We start from the raw sequence: 18,377 nt of genomic DNA, 5'->3' as shown, positions 1-18,377 counted from the left end.
CAGCAGGAGGCGCGGCGCGGGCCGACCCGCCGGCGAGGGCGCCGGCGCGGCGCGGGCGCTGCCTGGCGGACCGGGCGGCGCAGATGGGCAGCCCCGCGCCGGCGCGGGCTGGCAGCTTGACGAGGAGCTCGCGGCGCAAAGGCCGCCGCGGAGAAGACCACCGGCGCAGCCTTTTGGCTGCGCCGGGATCATCCCGCGGGGGCGGGTGACCGGATGGCGCGGGCGGATGGCTGGAACGGCCGGCGTCCATCGCGCTTGAAGATCAATGATTGGGGGATACACGATGACCGCTACGAATGCCCACCGCCTGCGGCCGTCCCGGCGCCTGGCTACCTTCCGTGTCTGCTCTCTGGGGCTGGCCATCGGCCTGCTCGCCGCGGCAAGTGCGGCGGGTGCCGTCTCGCCGACGGCGCAGGCCGCGTCCCCCGTCGCTGTTGCCCAGCCCGCGGCCGCGGTGTCGGTGTCTAACATCGATTTCCGCCGGAGCGAGGACGGGGCGGGTCGTTTGGTCATCAAGTTCGATGGCCAGGGGGCGACGCCCGACCTTCGCAACCAGGGTGACAGTGTCGTTGTGAACGTCGGCAACGCGACGCTGCCCGCATCCCTGCGACGGGCGCTGAACGTCACCGACTTCGCCACGCCCGTGCAGCGCGTCGATGCGCAGAGCAAGGGAGCGGGCACGCAGCTGGTGCTCAGCACGCGCGGCAACTTCGAGTCCCTGGCTTACCAGACCGGCAACGAATACGTCGTCGAGATCGTGCCCAGCGCGGGCCAGAAGGCGATGGGTAGCCCCGACGCCGTTGGTGGCACCAGCGCATCGACGGTCGTCGCTGCAGCGCAGCGGGTGGCAGCCGAGGCCCGTCGTTACAGCGGTCGCCCCGTCACGTTCAACTTCCAGGACGTCCCGGTACGGACGGTGCTGCAGCTGATCGCGGAAGAATCCAACCTCAACATCGTCGCGTCGGACACCGTGCAGGGCAACGTCACCCTGCGCCTGGTCAATGTGCCGTGGGACCAGGCGCTCGACATCGTCCTGCGGGCGAAAGGCCTGGACAAGCGCCGTGATGGCGCGGTCGTCTGGGTTGCGCCGCAGCCCGAGCTGGCCAAGTTCGAGCAGGACAAGGAAGATGCCCGCATCGCGATCGAGAATCGCGAGGACATGGTCACCGACTACATCCAGATCAACTATCACAGCGCCGCGGCAATCTTCAAGGCATTGACCGAGGCCAAGGGCATCGGCAACCAGGGCAACAGCGGTGGCGGTGGCGGCGGCAACGGTGCACGCGACCAGGAAAATGGCTTCCTGTCGCCGCGCGGCCGCATCGTCGCTGACGAACGCACCAACATGCTGATGATCAGCGACATTCCGAAGAAGGTCGCGCAGATGCGCGAGCTTATTTCGATGATCGACCGTCCGGTCGACCAGGTGCTGATCGAAGGCCGAATCGTGATCGCGACTGATACGTTCGCACGTGACCTGGGTGCGCGCTTCGGTGTTCAGGGGCGGCGGATCGGAGATCGCACGCAGGTTATCGGCGGTTCCCTGGAAGGCAACACGACCATCATCAATGATGGCGAGGTGACCATTCCCGGTGGCCTGAACGTCAACCTGCCGGCCGGTGGTTTCACTCAATCGACTGCCGGTGCCATCGCCTACACGTTGCTGGGTCGCAACTTCTCGCTGGACCTCGAACTGTCCGCCATGCAGGAAGAAGGTCGCGGCGAAGTCATCTCGAACCCGCGCCTGGTGACCGCCAACCAGCGCGAGGGCGTCATTCGCCAAGGCAAGGAGGTCGGTTATGTCACGATCACGGCCGGCCAGGGTGGCGTAGCCACCCCGAACGTGCAGTTCAAGGAGGCGTTGCTGGAGATGAAGGTGATGCCCACCATCACCAACGACAACCGCGTCTTCCTTAATCTCAACGTCAAGAAGGACGAAGTGAACCGCTACATCACGCTGGAAGGCTACGGCAGCGTGCCGGAGTTGGACAAGCGCGAGATCAACACGGCGGTCCTGGTGGAAGATGGCCAGACCGTGGTGATCGGCGGCGTGTACGAGTTCACCGATCGCAGCAGCGTCTCCAAGGTGCCGTTCCTGGGCGACATCCCCTTCCTGGGCAACCTGTTCAAGAAGAAGGGCCGCAGCAAGCAGAAGGCAGAGTTGCTGATCTTCATCACCCCGAAGGTGTTGTCGGTCAACAAGCGCTGATCCCTCGTTCTGCACGGATCGGAAAGGGCCGCGGAAGCGGCCCTTTTCCGTTCTGATCCGTCGAGCCGCCGCGAACTTCCGCTGAATCCGCTTCGGTACCGGCAGCGGGGTCGGGGAACCCGCGTGGCAGACTGTGGGTCCCACACGCACCCTCCGCCATCCAACGCTCATGGACCTCCCGTCTCCCCCCGGATTGTTCGATCGCTTCGTTACCCTGCGCGACGACCTCTCGCAAGCCATCGTCGGCCAGGCCGCGCTGGTGGAGCGCCTGCTGATCGCCTTGTTGGCGGACGGTCACCTGCTGGTCGAGGGCGCCCCGGGACTGGCGAAGACCACCGCGATCCGCGCGCTGGCGTCGCGGTTGCATGCGGACTTCGCCCGCGTGCAGTTCACCCCGGATCTGCTGCCGGCGGACCTGACGGGGACGGAAGTGTGGCGGCCGCAGGAGGCGCGCTTCGAATTCCAGGCCGGGCCGATCTTCCATCCCCTCCTGCTGGCCGATGAGATCAACCGCGCGCCCGCGAAGGTGCAGTCCGCGCTGCTGGAGGCGATGGGCGAGCGCCAGGTGACCGTGGGTCGGCACACGTACCCGCTGCCGGCCCTGTTCCTGGTGATGGCGACCCAGAACCCGATCGAGCAGGAGGGCACCTTCCCGTTGCCGGAGGCGCAGCTTGACCGGTTCCTGATGCACGTGAAGATCGGATATCCCGAGGCCGCGGCCGAAGCGGAAATCCTGCGCTTGGCGCGTGACCGGGCGCGTGAGCAGATGCAGTCGGTGCACGCGGCGGTCGAGCGCATGCCGCTGGATGATGTCTTCCAGGCGCGCGCGCAGGTACTCGACCTGCATCTGGCGCCGGCGCTCGAGCGCTATCTGATCGAACTGGTGCTCGCCTCGCGCGACGCCTCCCGCTACGACGCTGCGCTGGCGCGGCGCATCGCCTGGGGCGCGAGTCCCCGCGGTTCCATCGCGCTCGAACGGTGCGCGCGCGCGCGCGCGTGGTTGTCGGGCCGCGACTACGTCACGCCCGACGACATCCGTGCGATCGCACCGGACGTGCTGCGTCATCGCGTGCTGCCGAGTTACGAGGCGACCGCGGAGGGCTGGGACGGCGATCGCCTGGTGAAGGCGTTGCTCGACGCGGTTCCGTTGCCCTGAATCCGGGATTGCACTCGCGCGTGTCCTGCCGATGAACGAAGGCATCCAGCCCACCCTGGCCGAGTTGATCGCGCTGCGTGCGAGCGCGCAGCGTCGCCCGCCCGCCCGGCGGGGCCGGCATTCGGTGAGTGGCCCGTCCGCCTCGCCGATGCGGGGTCGTGGCATGGAGTATGCGGAGTCGCGCGAGTATGTCGCGGGCGACGACGTGCGCCACATCGACTGGCGCTTGACCGCGCGCAGCGGCCGTACCCACACCAAGCTGTTCCAGGCCGAACGCGAACGGCTGACGCTGATCGTGGCCGATACCTCGCCGCTGCTCTATTTCGGTACGCGAACACGCTTCAAGTCCGTGCAGGCGGCGCGCGCTGGCGCAGTCGCGGCGTGGCAGGCTGCGCGCGACGGGGATCGCCTCGCCATCCTCCGCGGCAGCCTGGCGGAAGCACCCGTTCCGCCGGCGTCCGGCACCCGCGGTGCGCTGCGCGTGCTCGATGCGTTGGTGCGCTGGTATGCCGCGCCGCCGCCCGATGATCTCGGGCTCGCCTTCGCGCTGGACCACGCCGCACGGCTGCTGCGGCCCGGCTCACGGCTACTGGTGCTGGCCGATCCGCACAGCCTGGCGTCCATTCCGGAATCGCGCTGGCCTGCGCTGGCCGCTCACCACGATGTCGTCGTCCTTTTGCTGACCGATCCGCTCGAAACGGCGCCGCCTTCCCGGCGCCTGCCGTTCGTCGTGGGCCACCAGCGCGTGGAGCTCGACCTGGCCAGCCCGTCGCAGCGTGAGGCCTGGCGCATGGAGTTCCAGCAGCCTCTGGAGCGCGCGCTGGATCGCCTGCCTGCACGTGGCGTCCAGGTGCGCACGCTGTCGACCGATGCGCCCAGCGACGCCTGGCTGGCGGCGCTGGGCCGCGCCCAGCCGCAGGTGGCATGACCATGGGATTGGCAACGCTGGTGCTGCGCGATGTCCATGTACCGGCTTCGCCGCCGTGGTGGCCGCTGGCGCCGGGATGGTGGCTGGTCGCGGGCGTCGTCGCCTTGCTGGTGGCGGGCGTTGTTGCATGGCGTTGGCATCGACGTCGCACGCGGCAGGCGTGGCTGCGCTGGTTCGACGCCGCGATCGCAGGCGGCTCGCCCGCAGAGCAGGTCGCCGCCATGTCCGAACGGCTGCGCCGCGCCGCACGACAGTGTGATCCGTCTGCCGATCGCCTGCAGGGTGATGCGTGGCTGGCGTTCCTTGACGGTACGCAGGGCCGTGCGTTTTCGCAGGGGCCGGGTCGCCTGCTGCTCGAGGGAGGCTTCCGTCGCGAGGTGGCGCCTGCGGAACTGTCGGCCGCCACGGACGTGGCGCGCAAGCGATTCCTCGACCTGATGGCGGGCCGGCGATGAGCGCGTCCCTGCCGGTGCTGCAGTGGCTGCAGGATGGATACGCGGGCTTCGCGTGGCCGTGGCTGTGGCTGGCGTTTCCGTTGCCGTGGCTGGTGCGCTGGCTGCTGCCGGCGCGGCAGACCCAGACCGACGGGCTGAAGGTGCCGTACGGGCCCGCGGTGCAGGCGATCGCCCGGCAGGGAGGGCGCGGTCTGCCAAAGCGCGCGGCTGCGCTGGCGTGGCTGGCGTGGTTCCTGCTGTGCGCCGCCGCTGCACGACCCCAGCAGTTCGGCGACGCCGTGACGCCCCCGGTGAGTGGACGCGACCTGATGCTCGCGGTCGATTTGTCCGGCAGCATGACCGAGCCGGACATGGAGCTGGGCGGCGCCGTCGTCGATCGCCTGACGGCTGCCAAGGCCGTGCTTGCGGATTTCCTTGATCGACGCGACGGCGATCGCGTCGGCCTGCTGGTCTTCGGCCAGCGGGCGTATGCCATGACGCCGCTGACGCGCGACCTGCAGACGGTGCGCGACCAATTGCGCGATGCCGTCGCGGGCCTCGCCGGTCGCGAAACCGCCATCGGCGATGCCATCGCACTCGCCGTGCGCCGCCTGCGCACGCAGCAGGATGGCCAGCGCGTGCTGATCCTGCTCACCGACGGCGTCAACTCCGCCGGCGTGCTGACGCCCGCCAAAGCCGCGGAACTGGCAAAGGAAGAGCGCGTGCGCATCCATACCATCGCCTTCGGGGGCGATGGCGGCATCAGCGTGTTCGGCATCCCCTTGCCGATGCCGGCGAGTTCGGCCGAGGCCATCGATGAAGCCACCCTGCGCGATGTCGCCTCGCAGACCGGCGGGCGCTTCTTCCGCGCGCGCGATACGCGCGAGCTGGCAGGCATCTACGCCGAACTGGACCGGCTGGAGCCGGTGGAGCAGCCGGGCAGGGCGGTGCGCCCCCGCATCGAGCGCTACGCGTGGCCGCTCGCCGCGGCGTTGCTGGTGTCGCTGCTCGCGTTCGTGCTGCCGCGGAGGCATGCATGAGCATGGACTGGACGGCGTTGCACTTCCTCCGTCCCCACTGGTTGTGGGCACTGACGGCGTTGCCCGTGTTGATGTGGGCCTGGCGCGTGCAGCGACAGCGCCGCAGTGCATGGCGGGGGCATGTCGATGCGCACCTCCTGCCGCACCTGCTGGTGCAGCGCGGCGTGCGGGTACGCGCTGGCCTGGCGGTGGCAAGCATCGCCTACGTACTGGCGGTACTGGCGCTGGCGGGCCCGAGTTGGCGCCAGGTCGACCAACCCCTCTGGCAGGTGCAGCGGCCTCTGGTGGTCGTGCTCGATCTTTCCAGCCGTACCACCGCGAGCGATCTGCCGCCATCGCGAGTGTTGCAGGCGCGGGCAAAGCTCGGACAGATCCTGGCTGCGCGCGCGGGAAGCCCCGTCGCGCTGGTCGCCTATGCCGACGACGCGTTCACCGTAGCGCCGCTGACCGACGACGTGGCCAACATCGGCCTGTTCCTCGACGACCTGTCGCCGGACATCATGCCGGTGGATGGGCAGCGCACCGACCGTGGCATCGCGTGGGCCGCCCGCTTGATGACGCAGGCGGATGTCCGGGGCGGCGACATCCTGGTGCTTACCGATCGCGCGGACGCAGAAGCGACGGCCGCCGCCGCCGCTGCGCACGCGCAGGGCTACACCGTCTCCGTACTGGGACTGGGCACGGCGTCCGGCGCCGCCTACCGCGGCGGCGACGGTGTGATCGGGCGCGCGGCGCTGGATGCGACATCGCTGCGTCGCCTTGCCCGCGATGGCGGCGGTCGTTACGCGACGCTCACCACCGACGAGGCCGACATCGCCGCGCTGGCGCTGCGGTCCCCGCGCATGGCGGAGCAAGGCGGCGCGTCGTCCGGCGTCGGCAAGGCTTGGCGTGACGAAGGCTACTGGTTGCTGGTTCCGCTGATGGCGCTCGCGTTGCTGGGGTTCCGCCGCGGCGCGCCCCTTGTCTTGTTGGGTGCGTTGTGGCTGCCGATGGCGCAACCCGCATCGGCCGCCGGCCTGGACTGGTGGCAGCGCAGCGACCAGATCGAACACGCGCGCCTGGTGCACGGCGCCGATGCCTATCGGAAAGGCGATTACGTCGCCGCTGAAAAGGCGTTCAGCGGCATCTCCTCGGCGGAGGGTTGGTACAACCTCGGCAATGCGTTGGCGAAGCAGCAACGGTACGACGATGCCATCGCCGCCTACGATCGTGCGCTGCGCGCGAGGCCGGGCATGCCCGATGCGGTGGCGAACCGGGCCGCGGTCGATGCGGCCCGCAAGCGCCCGCCGTCCCCTCGAGACAACGACGGGAAGTCTGGACAGCAGGGTGCGGGCCAGCAGGGCTCCCAAGGATCGCAAGGCCCGGACAACCCCGGTGCGGATATGCCCGACAAGCCCTCGCGCTCGTCCTCTTCGGGGGCGCCGTCGACGCAGCAAGCAAAGGCGCCACCGGCTGGACGCCCCTCTTCCGGCGCACCTCCCGCATCGCCTCCCGATGCCGCCACGCAGTCCGCCGCTGATGCGGCACAACGCGAGCGCATGCGCCAGGCGATGTCGCAAGCGGCGGCACAGCGCGCCGGACCGCCCGGTGGGGACACGCCCGCCGCGCAGCTCGAATCCGCGGAAGCGCGCGAACGCCGGCAGGCGGTCGACGCATGGTTGAAACGCGTGCCGGACGAACCCGGCTCGCTGCTGAAGGCCAAGTTCCGGCTCGAACAGGAACGCCGCCAGAGAGAAGGACGATGAGATACCGGGCGTGGTTTTGGATGTGCCTGTTGGTGGCGTGGCCGCTGTCCTCGCTGGCGGCCACGCGCGCGTGGCTGGAACAGTCGCAGGTGGCGTTGGGGCAAGCGGTGACCTTGAACGTGGAGACCGATGCGGTGTCCGCCACGCCGGACCTGACGCCACTGATGCGCGACTTCGACGTGGAAGGCCAGTCGGACAGTCGCAGCGTGCGCTGGGTGAACGGACGCATGGGCAGCAGCACCACCTTCGCGCTCACCCTGCGACCGCGCCGCGCGGGCTCGCTCGCGATCCCCGCCCTTCAGGTGGGCAACTACCGTACCGCACCGCTGGTGCTGGAGGTGACGGCCACGCCGACCGCGAGTGCCGCCGCCAACGGGCTGGTGTTCGTCGAAACCGAGATCGACGACGCGGATCCCTACGTGCAGCAGTCGGTCGGCATCACGGTGCGACTGTTCTACGCCACGCCGCTGTCCGGCGAGCTGGATCTCGATCCTCCCGACGGCGCCCTGCTGCAACGCGTGGGCGAGATCGTGCAATCCAGCCGCGAGATCGATGGGCGGCGCTACAGCACGGCCGAGCGCAGGTACCTGCTCGTGCCCGAGCGCAGCGGCCCTCTGACCCTCCCTGGCGCGCGCTTTCGCGGAAGGACGGCGGGTGGCTGGATGGACGATCTGTTCGGCGGCAGCGGCCGCGACGTCAACATCACAGGATCGCCGCGCACGCTGCAGGTACGGCCGCAACCTGCCACCGCGCCGCAACCCTGGCTGCCCGTGCGCGACGTGCGCCTGCGCTATACCGCGGTGCCCGAGCAGCTGCGCGCCGGCGAGGCCGCGACGCTGGCGATCGAAGCCACGGTCATCGGCGCCACGCAGGCGCAGCTGCCGGAATTCCCCGCACCGGCGGTGCCGGGCGCACAGGTCCTTGCCGAGCCGCCGCAGTACGACGAGACCTTCGTCGGTGGAACGCCGCAGGTGAAGCTGACGCGGCGCTACTCCCTCGTCCCGGCCCGGCCCGGTGCGCTCGCCGTGCCGGGAATGGCGATGGCGTGGTGGGACGTGCGCGCGGGAACGGCGAAGCGCGCGACGCTTCCCAACCTGACCCTGCCGGTTGCCGCGGGAATCGCGCCGGCCGCAGCAGGCAACCCTGCTCTGGCCTCGCAGGGTGGGGAAGAAGGGGAACTGGTCGCCACCGGTGGTGAACGGCGCATGCCCCCGCATCTGTGGCCATGGCTGGCTGCCGGCTTCGCGCTGCTGTGGCTCGCGACGCTGGTATGGGCACTGTCGCGTCGCCAGCCGGGTACGCGCGTCGTGCGCGAGTTCCCCCCCGCGCCACTGGACCTGCCCCACGCAGCGGCTTCGCGCGCCACCCACACCGCCGCCGACTTGAAGCGCGTGCTCGACGCCGGCGATCTGGACGACATCGAACACGTGCTCTGTGGCATGGCGCATCCCGTCGCGGGCGACCTCGACGAGCTGCAGCGTCGCCTCGTCGCACCGGCGCAGCGGAACGCGGTGGATCTGCTGCGGCGTGCCCGCTGGGCGGGGGGCGATGCCGCGCAGGCGCGTGCCGCATTGCGCGAAGCGTTCCGCGGAGGTCCGCAGTGGTCTGCGCCGCTCATGCGCGCGGAGGAAGAGCCGTTGCCGCCCCTGTATCCAAGATAGGGGACATCGTGCCCATGTTCGTCATCGTCAGGAGAAGGGAGACGACTCACGCCGCCACGCCCGACGTTGCACACGAGGCGCGCCGGGGCCTTGCACCGGGTTTGCTAAGCTCCCGCCTTTGCCCCTGCAGGAACTGCCGATGACCGACGCTACGCCCGCCAAGCGCGCCAGACTCCCTCTGCACTGGAAGATGGCCATCGGCTTCGGCGTCGGCCTGATCGTCGGACTCATCGTGCATGCCACCGGCCAGGGCGATGCCGGCTGGGTGCAGGACGTGACAAAGTACGTCACCACGCCTTTCAGCAAGATCTTCCTCAACCTGATCTTCATGCTGATCGTGCCCTTGCTTTTCTCTGCGCTGGTCTGCGGTATCGCGGAGATGGGCGATATCCGCGCGCTGGGCCGGATCGGCTGGAAGACGCTCGCCTACACCATCTTGCTGTCGGCGGTCGCCGTGCTGCTGGGCCTGCTGCTGGTCAACGTGTTCAAGCCCGGTGTCGGCGTCGATCCTGCGCTGGCGCAGCAGCTGATCGCCGAGAACGCCGAGCGCACCAAGGAAATCGTCGCCAGCGTCGGCAGTCAGCCGACCGGCATGGACATGCTGCTGTCGATCGTGCCCGACAACGTGATCGGTGCGGCGTCGAGCAACGCGGCGATCCTGTCGTTGATGTTCTTCGCGGTGATGTTCGGCATTGGCCTGGTGCTGACCCCGTCGGAGAACACCGGCATCCTGAAGCGCGGCATCGAGGGTGTGTTCGAGATCTCGATGACGCTGATCGGTCTGGTGATCCGCCTCGCCCCGTACGCGGTGGCCTGCTTCATGTTCAACCTGGCCGCGATCTTCGGCTTCGACCTGCTGCTGAGGTTGGGGCAGTATGTGTTCGTGGTCGTGCTCGCGCTGGCACTGCATCTGCTGGTCAGCTACTCCGTCGCATTGAAGCTCGCCGGCTATTCGCCGCTGAAGTTCTTCCGTGGCGCGCAGGAAGCGATGGTGATGGCGTTCTCCACCGCGTCGAGCAACGCCACCCTGCCCACCGCACTGCGCGTGGCCGACGAGAAGCTGGGCCTGCCGCGCACGGTGTCGCGCTTCGTGCTGACCGTGGGTGCCACCGCCAACCAGAACGGCACCGCGCTGTTCGAGGGCGTGACGGTGATCTTCCTGGCCCAGTTCTTCGGCGTGGACCTGTCGCTGGGCCAGCAGTTCATGGTGATGCTGGTGTGCATCCTGGGCGGCATCGGCACGGCCGGCGTGCCCTCCGGTTCGCTGCCGGTGGTGGCGCTGATCTGCGCCATGGTGGGCGTCAATCCCATCGGCATCGGCTTGATCCTGGGCGTGAACCACTTCCTCGACATGTGCCGCACCACGCTGAACGTCACCGGCGACCTGACCCTGGCCTCGCTGGTGGCCAAGGGCGAGCGCGCCGACGTGAAACTGCCGGGGCAGCCGGGCTAACACCCCGGAAAGCACGCTGCAACCGCGACAGGGCGGGCAGGGGGTGGGACAATGGGCGGCCCGCAGCCCGCCGGGCGCCGCCCCCTGTTCCGACTCCCCATGACGACGCCCACCCGCCGCCAGCTCGCCAACGCCATCCGTTTCCTCGCCGCCGACGCGGTGCAGGCCGCCAACTCCGGTCACCCCGGCATGCCCATGGGCATGGCCGACATCGCCGAAGTGCTGTGGAACGACTACTACCGCCACAGCCCGTCGAACCCGCACTGGTTCAACCGCGACCGTTTCGTGCTGTCCAACGGCCACGGCTCGATGCTGCACTACGCGCTGCTGCACCTGGCCGGTTACGACCTGCCGCTGCAGGAACTGAAGAACTTCCGCCAGCTGCACAGCAAGACCGCCGGCCACCCGGAGCGCCACGAGACCCCGGGCGTGGAAACCACCACCGGTCCGCTCGGCCAGGGCTTCGCCAACGCGGTCGGTTTCGCGCTGGCCGAGAAGCTGCTGGCGCAGCGCTTCAACCGCGAAGGCCACGATCTCATCGATCACCGCACCTTCGTTTTCATGGGCGACGGCTGCCTGATGGAGGGCGTGTCGCATGAAGCCGCTTCGCTCGCCGGCACCTGGGGCCTGGGCAAGCTGGTCTGTTTCTGGGACGACAACAAGATTTCCATCGACGGCAACACCGATGGCTGGTTCACCGACGACACGCCGGCCCGCTTCGAGGCCTATGGCTGGCAGGTCGTGCGCAACGTCAACGGCCATGACCCGGTCGAGATCAAGACCGCGATCGATACCGCGCTGAAGGCCATCGACAAGCCCACGCTGATCTGCTGCCGCACCACGATCGGTTTCGGTTCGCCGAACAAGGCCGGCAAGGAATCCAGCCACGGCGCACCGCTGGGCAAGGACGAACTGGAGGCCACGCGCGTCGCGCTGGAATGGCCGTACGGTCCGTTCGAAGTTCCGGCAGATATTTACGCAGGCTGGAACAAGGTCGAGGCCGGCAGGGCGCTGGAAGCCGACTGGAACGCCCTGCTCGACGCGTACGCCGCGCAGTACCCGGAGCAGGCCGCCGAACTCAAGCGCCGTGCCTCGGGCGAGCTGCCCGCCGACTTCGTCGCCCAGGCCGATGCCTACATCGCCAAGGTGCAGGCCGAAGGCCCGGTGATCGCCTCGCGCAAGGCTTCGCAGAACGCCATCGAAGCGTTCGCGCCGCTGCTGCCGGAACTGGTCGGCGGCTCGGCCGATCTGGCGCACTCCAACCTCACGCTGTGGAAGGCCAGCAAGTCGGTCTCCACCACCGATCCGAACGCCAACTACGTGTACTACGGCGTGCGCGAGTTCGGCATGACCGCGATCGCGAACGGCCTGGCGCTGCACGGCGGCTTCGTGCCGTTCGACGCCACCTTCCTGGTGTTCAGCGACTACGCGCGCAACGGCGTGCGCATGAGCGCGCTGATCCCGGCGCACGCCATCCACGTGTACACGCACGACTCCATCGGCCTGGGCGAAGACGGTCCCACCCACCAGCCGGTCGAACACCTGGCCTCGCTGCGCTACATCCCGAACAACGACGTGTGGCGTCCGTGTGACGCGGTGGAATCGGCGGTGGCGTGGAAGCAGGCCATTGTCCGTCAGGACGGCCCGAGCTGCCTGGTGTTCTCGCGCCAGAACCTGCCGCACCAGCCGCGCACCGAGGCGCAGGTGGGCGATATCGCGCGCGGCGGCTACGTGCTGGCCGATGCCGAGGGCACGCCGGACGTCATCCTGATCGCCACCGGTTCTGAAGTCGGCCTGGCCACGCAGGCGAAGGCCACGCTGGACGCGCAGGGCATCAAGACGCGCGTGGTGTCGATGCCGTCGACCGATGTGTTCGATCGCCAAGACGCGGCTTACCGCGAGGCCGTGCTGCCCAAGGCCGTGCGCAAGCGCGTCGCCGTCGAAGCCGCGATCAGCGATTTCTGGGGCAAGTACGTGGGTCTGGATGGTGCGGTCATCGGCATGACCACGTTCGGCGCCTCCGCGCCGGCCGACGCGCTGTACAAGCACTTCGGCATCACCGCGGACGCAGTGGTCGAGGCGGCGAAGTCGCTCTGAGCGGGACGTACCGCAAGACCGAGAAAAGCCGGGCATTGCCCGGCTTTTCTTTTGGACCCAATGAAAAGTTCAGGCAAGACGATATTGCTTCAACGTCGCTTTCCGATGCCGGTGTTGCTACCCGTATATCCATTAAAAGCCGTCGTCGCTTCGTTTCTTTGGGCCTGTGCTGGCTGCTGGACTGAAGGGCCCCACTCCTGTTGCCACCGCATCGGAATGACTTCGCGGACAGATTGCGTCGTGTCACAAGCTGGGCCGCTGCCCAGTGTGACTTCATCGCAAGCGGCAAGCCGAATTTCCAATTCCTGATGCGCGGTGATAGGTTTGGCGGGAAGCCCATGCGATGGAACGCCATGATGGTGACACCACCTCTGCGAAGTGCACATTTCCGCCGTGTCGCATCACTGCTTCTTGCGATCGCTACCGTGATTTCTGCCGGTTGCGGCACCTCATCCGAGACATCCGTACCTGCCAAGGAGATCGCTGCCATGGCCGCGTCAGACACCAGCCCTGCGACTGAGAGTTCAGCACTTTCTGCCGAAGAAATCGGCAGGCGGTTCCTGAAGCTGATCGAGGGCTTAGAGTCACGGGAAGATCTGAATCTTGAGCGCGTCCAGAGAGTGTTGGGCGTTCCGCTGAAGCGCTTTGATGGCACGCCAGAATACCTGTACGGGTATAGCCAGCCATTAGGTGAAGGGTGGTACTTCAGCCTCGACTACATCGCCGGTTCGCCTTCCTTGCTCCGTGGAGTGAGCTTGGCGTTCGGGAAGCCAGGTGAGCGTTTTCCCGAGTTCCCTGCTTTCGCGTGCAACTTGGATTTCGAGGATTACCACAATGCGTTGCTAGCGGTGGGTTTTCGTGATGCTCCGATCTACGGAGAGATTGGTGAGTTGCGGAGCTGGCGCTATTACAAGGGCGATATCACGCTTTCGATCATTCCGCAAAACGTGGTAGCAGGAACGCCGGGCAGACTGTGCGTCAAGTCCATCAGTACATTGAACTGACGCAGGAGCAAGAGGATGGTCAAGCCAAATCCGCAACTTGAGGCCGCACTTGCGCGGTTTGCCGCTCAGCCCGGTGCCACGCCGGTCCTGGAGGCCCAATTGCGGGCAGCGGTCCTCGCCGATCCCAACCGGCTAAACGTGCTCAACCAGCAGGCCGTCACCCGTCAGCTTCAGGGCTTTGCCTTGGAGATGTCGAGTACATCACCCAGTTTGATCGGCACGTACGACAAGCAGGCCGGTGTGATCACGTTGCCGGCGACTAGCTTTCGGCCCGTCGGCACGACGGCAAGCGATGACTTGAAGGCAGTGATCGGGCTACAGGCGATCACCGTCGATTTCGCCTACAAGACTTGGCAGGACCATGCCGGGAAGATCCACGCCGTTGATCAGGACATGGTGACCAACCTGCAGTCTGCACTTAACGGATCGCCCGTGCTGGCGGATCAGATGAAAGACGCGATAAGACAGGGGCACGTGCAGCATTTCAGTCTGTTGGGCAACGGAATGGCGGCAGGAGCCACTTATGACGGAAATACGGTGCGACAGGACGGCACGCCGAAAGGCATCAATCTGTCTCCGTCGGGTTTGCAAACCAATACACCCGCAAATCCCCTTGGCAGATACGATGTTCGAGATATGACTTTCGTATTAGGTCACGAGATCCGGCATGGCTTTAACAATGCCGCTAAGGATAATGCGACTGGGATATTCGTCCGGAGCATAACCGTCCAAGCTAAGGCGCAAGGGCACATACACGACTATACGGACGAGTTGCGGGCTTACATCCAAGCAGGGCGAGAGGATGAGGCGAAAGCAGAGATCGCAGGCTGGAACGCGCTGTTGAGTCGCGAGCGACAGCTTAATCCTTCCATGCCAGGCTTGGACATGATGGCAGACGCAGGTAATGACAGGACGTTGGACTTTGTCCAGCGCGACCCTGTTACCAAGGCGCTCAGTATCAACCAGGGCCTCACCTTCAACCAAGACGGCAGCCTGTCGCAGAACCCCGCCAACATCGCGGCGATGGGCCAGCACTACTTCGATCGCCCATCCCATGTGCATGCGCAGCCCGGCCAACGCCCCGTGGGCATCGGCGAACACAAACCCAACCCCACCGCCGACTATCCCAACTACTACGGTACCTGGGCGCTTGAGCAGATCGTCGCCGCAGAAGACCGGGCCAATGTGTCATACAAAGGGGCGCGCCCGCAGATCGCCATCGACATGGCGGTCCTCGGCTTGAAGGAAAATCTGATCGAAATGGAAGGGCTGGACCTTGGCGCTAACAAAGCGCCGCGCCCTTATCTGGACACGAGCCAGATCCCGGCGAAGCCCGGCCATTTCCACCACACCCAGGATGCCAGCATGGGGCACGACCATCAGCACGTGCCGATCGTGGCTGCAGGGCGGATCCGCGCCAGTGGCGACCCGGTGGTCGATCGCTGGATCGATGCGCTGCAGGTGGGTGACCAGGCCGCTGCCAAAGTCCTGCAGAAGGAGTTCACCGAATCGCCTGATGGTCGACGTTTGTGGGTCGAGTCACTGGCCGATGCTCAGGCCTGGGAGGCCCGGCAGAAGCCATGGCTAGCGCAAGCCCGGGATACTCCGCTGTTCAATCAGGCGATGGATCACCTGGAACGGTTGGAGCCGCAGATGGATGCCCACTGGACGCAGCGACAGCGCGAACAACTCGCCGGCACGATCGCACTGGAGGCGCGGCGCGATCACCTGCCGGAAATCAGCGCTCTCGTCCAGACCCGCGACGGTGGCCTGATGGCTGTGTGGAACCACCCACACAATCCGATCCTGGATCGGCGGACGGATACGATCAACCCAGCGCAGGCGTCTGAGCAACCGCTGCGGCAGAGCATGCAGGCGTTCAACGAGGAAACGCAGCGGCAGGAACAGCAGACCATCATTGACGCGCAGCAACGGCAAGTGCAGGAACAGCAGCAGGGAATGGCAAGGTAGCCGAGGGGAACGCAATGAACGACACGGATGCCATCCGCCGTTTGATGTTGGCGGTAGGGCGGCTCGAGGACGCCGCCGACAAGCAGGCGCGACAGGTGGCCGAGAGCCTGCAGAAGGCGCATGTAGTCAGTGCCGAACTGGCGGCCACGCGCGAGGCCGAGGAGGCCAAGCTGAAATATGCGATGGTTTGTCTGTTCCAGGAGCAGCAGCAGAAGACCGAAATAGCGCTGCGGCCGGTGACCGGCAAAGCTTGGCGGGGCCTGATCGCCGTCGCCGCGGGCTTCGCGTTGTTGTACGCCGGCCTGCTTCTGCTGCTCCGTCACGAGTACCAACGGCTGAAGGATGCCCAACTGCGCGCAGATGCGGCCGAGGTGTCGGCTGAAGTCCGGCACGCCTCCCAGCATGTCGAAATCACCTCCTGCGGAGGTCGTCCGTGCATCGCCATCGATCCGGAGTCGGCAACATGGAAGAGTCGCGGCAGGGAATACATTCTGGTGGACGGCAGGTCAGGCAAGTAGCAGAAGCGGCAAGGAGTGGCAGCTCCGCCTTGCCATGTCGCCGTGCAAGCCCCTGTCTTGACCCAGCCCGTCGTCCCGGCTTCTGCCGGAATGACGTCGTTACGGATTGCTTGGCGTGGTCATGAAGACGGCCGCGTTTCCCGCAAGCCGAGTGCCAGCAGCTTCGCTTCCAGGCGTTCGCCCAACGTCCCGGGCGTCGCCAGCGCCATGCGCGCCATCGCCTCGGCATCGTTTGACGTGGCACTTAGCGCACGCATGACCGTGCCGATCTTCTTCCAGGGCGTCGCCGTGTTGGCCTTCAGCCAACCCAGGGCTTTGACGATGCGCTGTTCGACCTCGGTGAAGTCGCTGCCGAGCGGATAGTCCGGCAGCGTGCCGTCGTGACGGAAGGCGTGCAGGCGCGCGGACAGGTGCACCGGCGTGTTGTCGATCCAGTGGCCGGGCGCATGGAAGCCGCTGCGCAGCTTGCCTTCGTGCTTCGCGCGCTCGACAAGTGCCGGCTGGAAGCGCGCATCGGTGATGCCGCCCATCGCGATCACGCAATCCTCGTCGTTCTTGCCGCGTAGGTCCGCGATACCGTATTCGTTGACGTAGAGGTCGCGCAGGTGGCGGGGAATGGTGGTGTGGCCGTAATTCCAGCGGACGTTGGAGGCGGGCGCGCCGGCATCGTCTCGCACGGCGCGGAACATCAACGCGCTGCGTGCGTTATCCAGGGTGTTGGACATGTCGACGAAGTTGTACTGTCCGCCCACGCCCGAAACCACCCGACCGTCTTCCAGTCCGTCCGAGACGGCGGCACCGAGCGCGGTGACCATCATGCAGGAGTTGAAGAAGCGGGCGTCGTGGCGCTGCAGACGGGCGAGTGGCTCATGGTCGCGCTGCAGCTCGTTGATCAGGCTGATGCGGCGCATGCCGATGGCACGGCGCTGGTCGTCCGGCAGGTCGCGCAACCATTGGTAGAATGCGGGCGATCCGAGATAGAACGCGCCATGCAGGTACTCGCCGTCGCGCTCCAGACGCGCCAGGTCGCCGAGATTGGCCGTGCCGTCGGCGACGCGCCGCATCAGTGCTTCGTCATCCACCACCTTGCGCCGGATCACGCCGGTCTCGACCAATCGCTTGAAGCCCTCGTTGACCATCTCGCTGCAGCCGTACAGGCCGATGGCGAACGGGTCGAGGCCACCGCTGGCGAGCACGGCGGGATGTTGCTCCAGCGCGGGATCGAGGGCGGCCAGGATACGCCGGTAGGTGGCGTTGTCGGTGTGGCGCAGCACCAGTGCGTGGCACAGCGCATCGGCGAGCGCACCGATGCCGATCTGCAGTGTGCCGCCATCGCGGACCAGCGCACTGGCATACAGGCCGATGGCGTAATCGACGTCGGATACCGGCTGGCGCGGCAACCCGAACAGGGACGGATAAGGGCCAGGTGGGGTGATGACGATGTCGAAGTAGGCCTCGTCCACCGCCGCGGTGCCGCCGATCCAGGGCAACTGCGGATCGACTTCCGCCACCAGCAAGGGGCGCGGCAGGCCGCGCGCCACGATGGCATCGACGGCATCCTGGGTCAGGTCGTTGTTGCACGAGAACGACAGCCGCGTGCCGCCCGGTTCGCGCGCGACCTTCTGCACGATCACGTTGAGCGCGCGGTCGGCGAGTGCCCGGGCAACGTGCGTGTAGTTGAGGCTGGCGTACAGGCGTTGCGCGGTGGTGGAGCGCAGCAGCGCGCCGCCCTGCATGTAGAACTCCTCCACCTCCATGTGCGCGGGCAGCGCGTCGCGCTTCATCGCCTGCACGTAGTCCAGCCGCGGGAAGTCGTCGCCGAAATGGCGCGTGGCGAACGGCTTCACGAATCGTCCCTCCAGTCCCTTGCCACCCGCAGGCGGATCGAGCGACAGCGCGGTGTAGAGCGACCACGGGCGCGATGGGTCCGCTACGCCGCGCCGGTAAAGCGCATTGAGCAGGCGGTGCGGCTTGCCGATGCCGAGCGGCGCGCCCATGCGCAGCGGCCCGTAGGTGTGGGCCAGGATCAGGTCGACGGCTTCGTCGAGATCGGTCAGGTGGCGTGGGGTCATGTGTGCAGCTTAGGCGAAGCCGGGTGATCCGCCGACGAATGGGGGCGCGGGAGGCCTTGACACGGGGTTCGTTTACGGGCGTAATCAAT

Annotated in this window: 13 protein-coding genes; 12 read left to right on the top strand and 1 reads right to left on the bottom strand. The window is 67.1% G+C overall.

The features are described from left to right. Positions 1-283: 283 nt before the first annotated feature. The 12 genes from CYU89_RS02150 (at position 284) to CYU89_RS02095 (ending at position 16,216) form a co-directional block, all read left to right on the top strand. Positions 284-2,209, top strand: a complete 1,926-nt coding sequence (locus CYU89_RS02150) for a type IV pilus secretin PilQ family protein (RefSeq protein ID WP_296278560.1) — start codon at positions 284-286, stop codon at positions 2,207-2,209. Between the two features lie 169 nt (positions 2,210-2,378). Continuing rightward, positions 2,379-3,365, top strand: a complete 987-nt coding sequence (locus tag CYU89_RS02145) for a MoxR family ATPase (RefSeq protein WP_296278559.1) — start codon at positions 2,379-2,381, stop codon at positions 3,363-3,365. Positions 3,366-3,396: 31 nt separating this feature from the next. Continuing rightward, on the top strand, positions 3,397-4,293 hold the full coding sequence (locus CYU89_RS02140; RefSeq protein ID WP_296278558.1) for a DUF58 domain-containing protein: 897 nt from the start codon (positions 3,397-3,399) through the stop codon (positions 4,291-4,293). 2 nt (positions 4,294-4,295) lie between these two features. After that, positions 4,296-4,748: a DUF4381 domain-containing protein gene (locus tag CYU89_RS02135; protein WP_296278575.1), complete on the top strand. Its 453-nt coding sequence runs from the start codon at positions 4,296-4,298 to the stop codon at positions 4,746-4,748. Beyond that, a complete protein-coding gene (locus CYU89_RS02130) occupies positions 4,745-5,767 on the top strand; it encodes a VWA domain-containing protein (RefSeq protein ID WP_296278557.1) in 1,023 nt (340 codons plus the stop codon). Before CYU89_RS02135 ends, CYU89_RS02130 begins: the two co-directional genes overlap by 4 nt. After that, positions 5,764-7,512: a tetratricopeptide repeat protein gene (locus CYU89_RS02125; protein ID WP_296278556.1), complete on the top strand. Its 1,749-nt coding sequence runs from the start codon at positions 5,764-5,766 to the stop codon at positions 7,510-7,512. Before CYU89_RS02130 ends, CYU89_RS02125 begins: the two co-directional genes overlap by 4 nt. A gap of 20 nt (positions 7,513-7,532) precedes the next feature. Further along, on the top strand, positions 7,533-9,173 hold the full coding sequence (locus CYU89_RS02120; RefSeq protein WP_296278555.1) for a BatD family protein: 1,641 nt from the start codon (positions 7,533-7,535) through the stop codon (positions 9,171-9,173). Between the two features lie 139 nt (positions 9,174-9,312). Then, entirely contained in the window at positions 9,313-10,626 is a 1,314-nt protein-coding gene (locus CYU89_RS02115; RefSeq protein WP_296278554.1) for a dicarboxylate/amino acid:cation symporter, read from the top strand. A 99-nt stretch (positions 10,627-10,725) separates the two neighbouring features. Further along, positions 10,726-12,723 carry a transketolase gene (gene tkt, locus CYU89_RS02110; RefSeq protein ID WP_296278553.1) on the top strand — a complete coding sequence of 666 codons (1,998 nt, stop codon included), beginning with the start codon at positions 10,726-10,728 and terminating at the stop codon, positions 12,721-12,723. A 338-nt stretch (positions 12,724-13,061) separates the two neighbouring features. After that, positions 13,062-13,727 (top strand): hypothetical protein, encoded by a 666-nt coding sequence (locus CYU89_RS02105; protein ID WP_296278552.1) that lies wholly within the window; start codon positions 13,062-13,064, stop codon positions 13,725-13,727. A 15-nt stretch (positions 13,728-13,742) separates the two neighbouring features. Further along, the gene (locus CYU89_RS02100) at positions 13,743-15,698 is read left to right on the top strand and encodes an XVIPCD domain-containing protein (RefSeq protein WP_296278551.1); all 1,956 of its coding nucleotides are present in this window, start codon (positions 13,743-13,745) and stop codon (positions 15,696-15,698) included. A 14-nt stretch (positions 15,699-15,712) separates the two neighbouring features. Then, positions 15,713-16,216: a hypothetical protein gene (locus CYU89_RS02095; RefSeq protein ID WP_296278550.1), complete on the top strand. Its 504-nt coding sequence runs from the start codon at positions 15,713-15,715 to the stop codon at positions 16,214-16,216. Positions 16,217-16,335: 119 nt separating this feature from the next. Here CYU89_RS02095 and CYU89_RS02090 read toward each other — a convergent pair whose 3' ends face one another. Then, positions 16,336-18,288, bottom strand: coding sequence for an acetyl-CoA hydrolase/transferase C-terminal domain-containing protein (locus CYU89_RS02090; RefSeq protein ID WP_296278549.1), 1,953 nt, complete (start codon positions 18,286-18,288; stop codon positions 16,336-16,338). Positions 18,289-18,377 lie beyond the last annotated feature (89 nt).

The organism is Pseudoxanthomonas sp. (assembly GCF_002863005.1).
GTDB lineage: Bacteria > Pseudomonadota > Gammaproteobacteria > Xanthomonadales > Xanthomonadaceae > Pseudoxanthomonas_A.
The sequence above is the reverse complement of the archived record's forward strand: the minus strand, read 5'-3'. Positions and strand labels throughout refer to the sequence as shown.

Excerpts from the sequence above, each read along its gene's own strand:
- CYU89_RS02125 (WP_296278556.1), top strand. The coding sequence starts at position 5,764 with ATGAGCATGGACTGGACGGCGTTGCACTTCCTCCGTCCCCACTGGTTG.
- CYU89_RS02140 (WP_296278558.1), top strand. The coding sequence starts at position 3,397 with ATGAACGAAGGCATCCAGCCCACCCTGGCCGAGTTGATCGCGCTGCGT.
- CYU89_RS02100 (WP_296278551.1), top strand. The coding sequence starts at position 13,743 with ATGGTCAAGCCAAATCCGCAACTTGAGGCCGCACTTGCGCGGTTTGCC.
- CYU89_RS02105 (WP_296278552.1), top strand. The coding sequence starts at position 13,062 with ATGCGATGGAACGCCATGATGGTGACACCACCTCTGCGAAGTGCACAT.
- CYU89_RS02090 (WP_296278549.1), bottom strand. The coding sequence starts at position 18,288 with ATGACCCCACGCCACCTGACCGATCTCGACGAAGCCGTCGACCTGATC.
- CYU89_RS02145 (WP_296278559.1), top strand. The coding sequence starts at position 2,379 with ATGGACCTCCCGTCTCCCCCCGGATTGTTCGATCGCTTCGTTACCCTG.
- CYU89_RS02115 (WP_296278554.1), top strand. The coding sequence starts at position 9,313 with ATGACCGACGCTACGCCCGCCAAGCGCGCCAGACTCCCTCTGCACTGG.
- tkt (WP_296278553.1), top strand. The coding sequence starts at position 10,726 with ATGACGACGCCCACCCGCCGCCAGCTCGCCAACGCCATCCGTTTCCTC.
- CYU89_RS02120 (WP_296278555.1), top strand. The coding sequence starts at position 7,533 with ATGTGCCTGTTGGTGGCGTGGCCGCTGTCCTCGCTGGCGGCCACGCGC.
- CYU89_RS02150 (WP_296278560.1), top strand. The coding sequence starts at position 284 with ATGACCGCTACGAATGCCCACCGCCTGCGGCCGTCCCGGCGCCTGGCT.
- CYU89_RS02135 (WP_296278575.1), top strand. The coding sequence starts at position 4,296 with ATGGGATTGGCAACGCTGGTGCTGCGCGATGTCCATGTACCGGCTTCG.
- CYU89_RS02130 (WP_296278557.1), top strand. The coding sequence starts at position 4,745 with ATGAGCGCGTCCCTGCCGGTGCTGCAGTGGCTGCAGGATGGATACGCG.
- CYU89_RS02095 (WP_296278550.1), top strand. The coding sequence starts at position 15,713 with ATGAACGACACGGATGCCATCCGCCGTTTGATGTTGGCGGTAGGGCGG.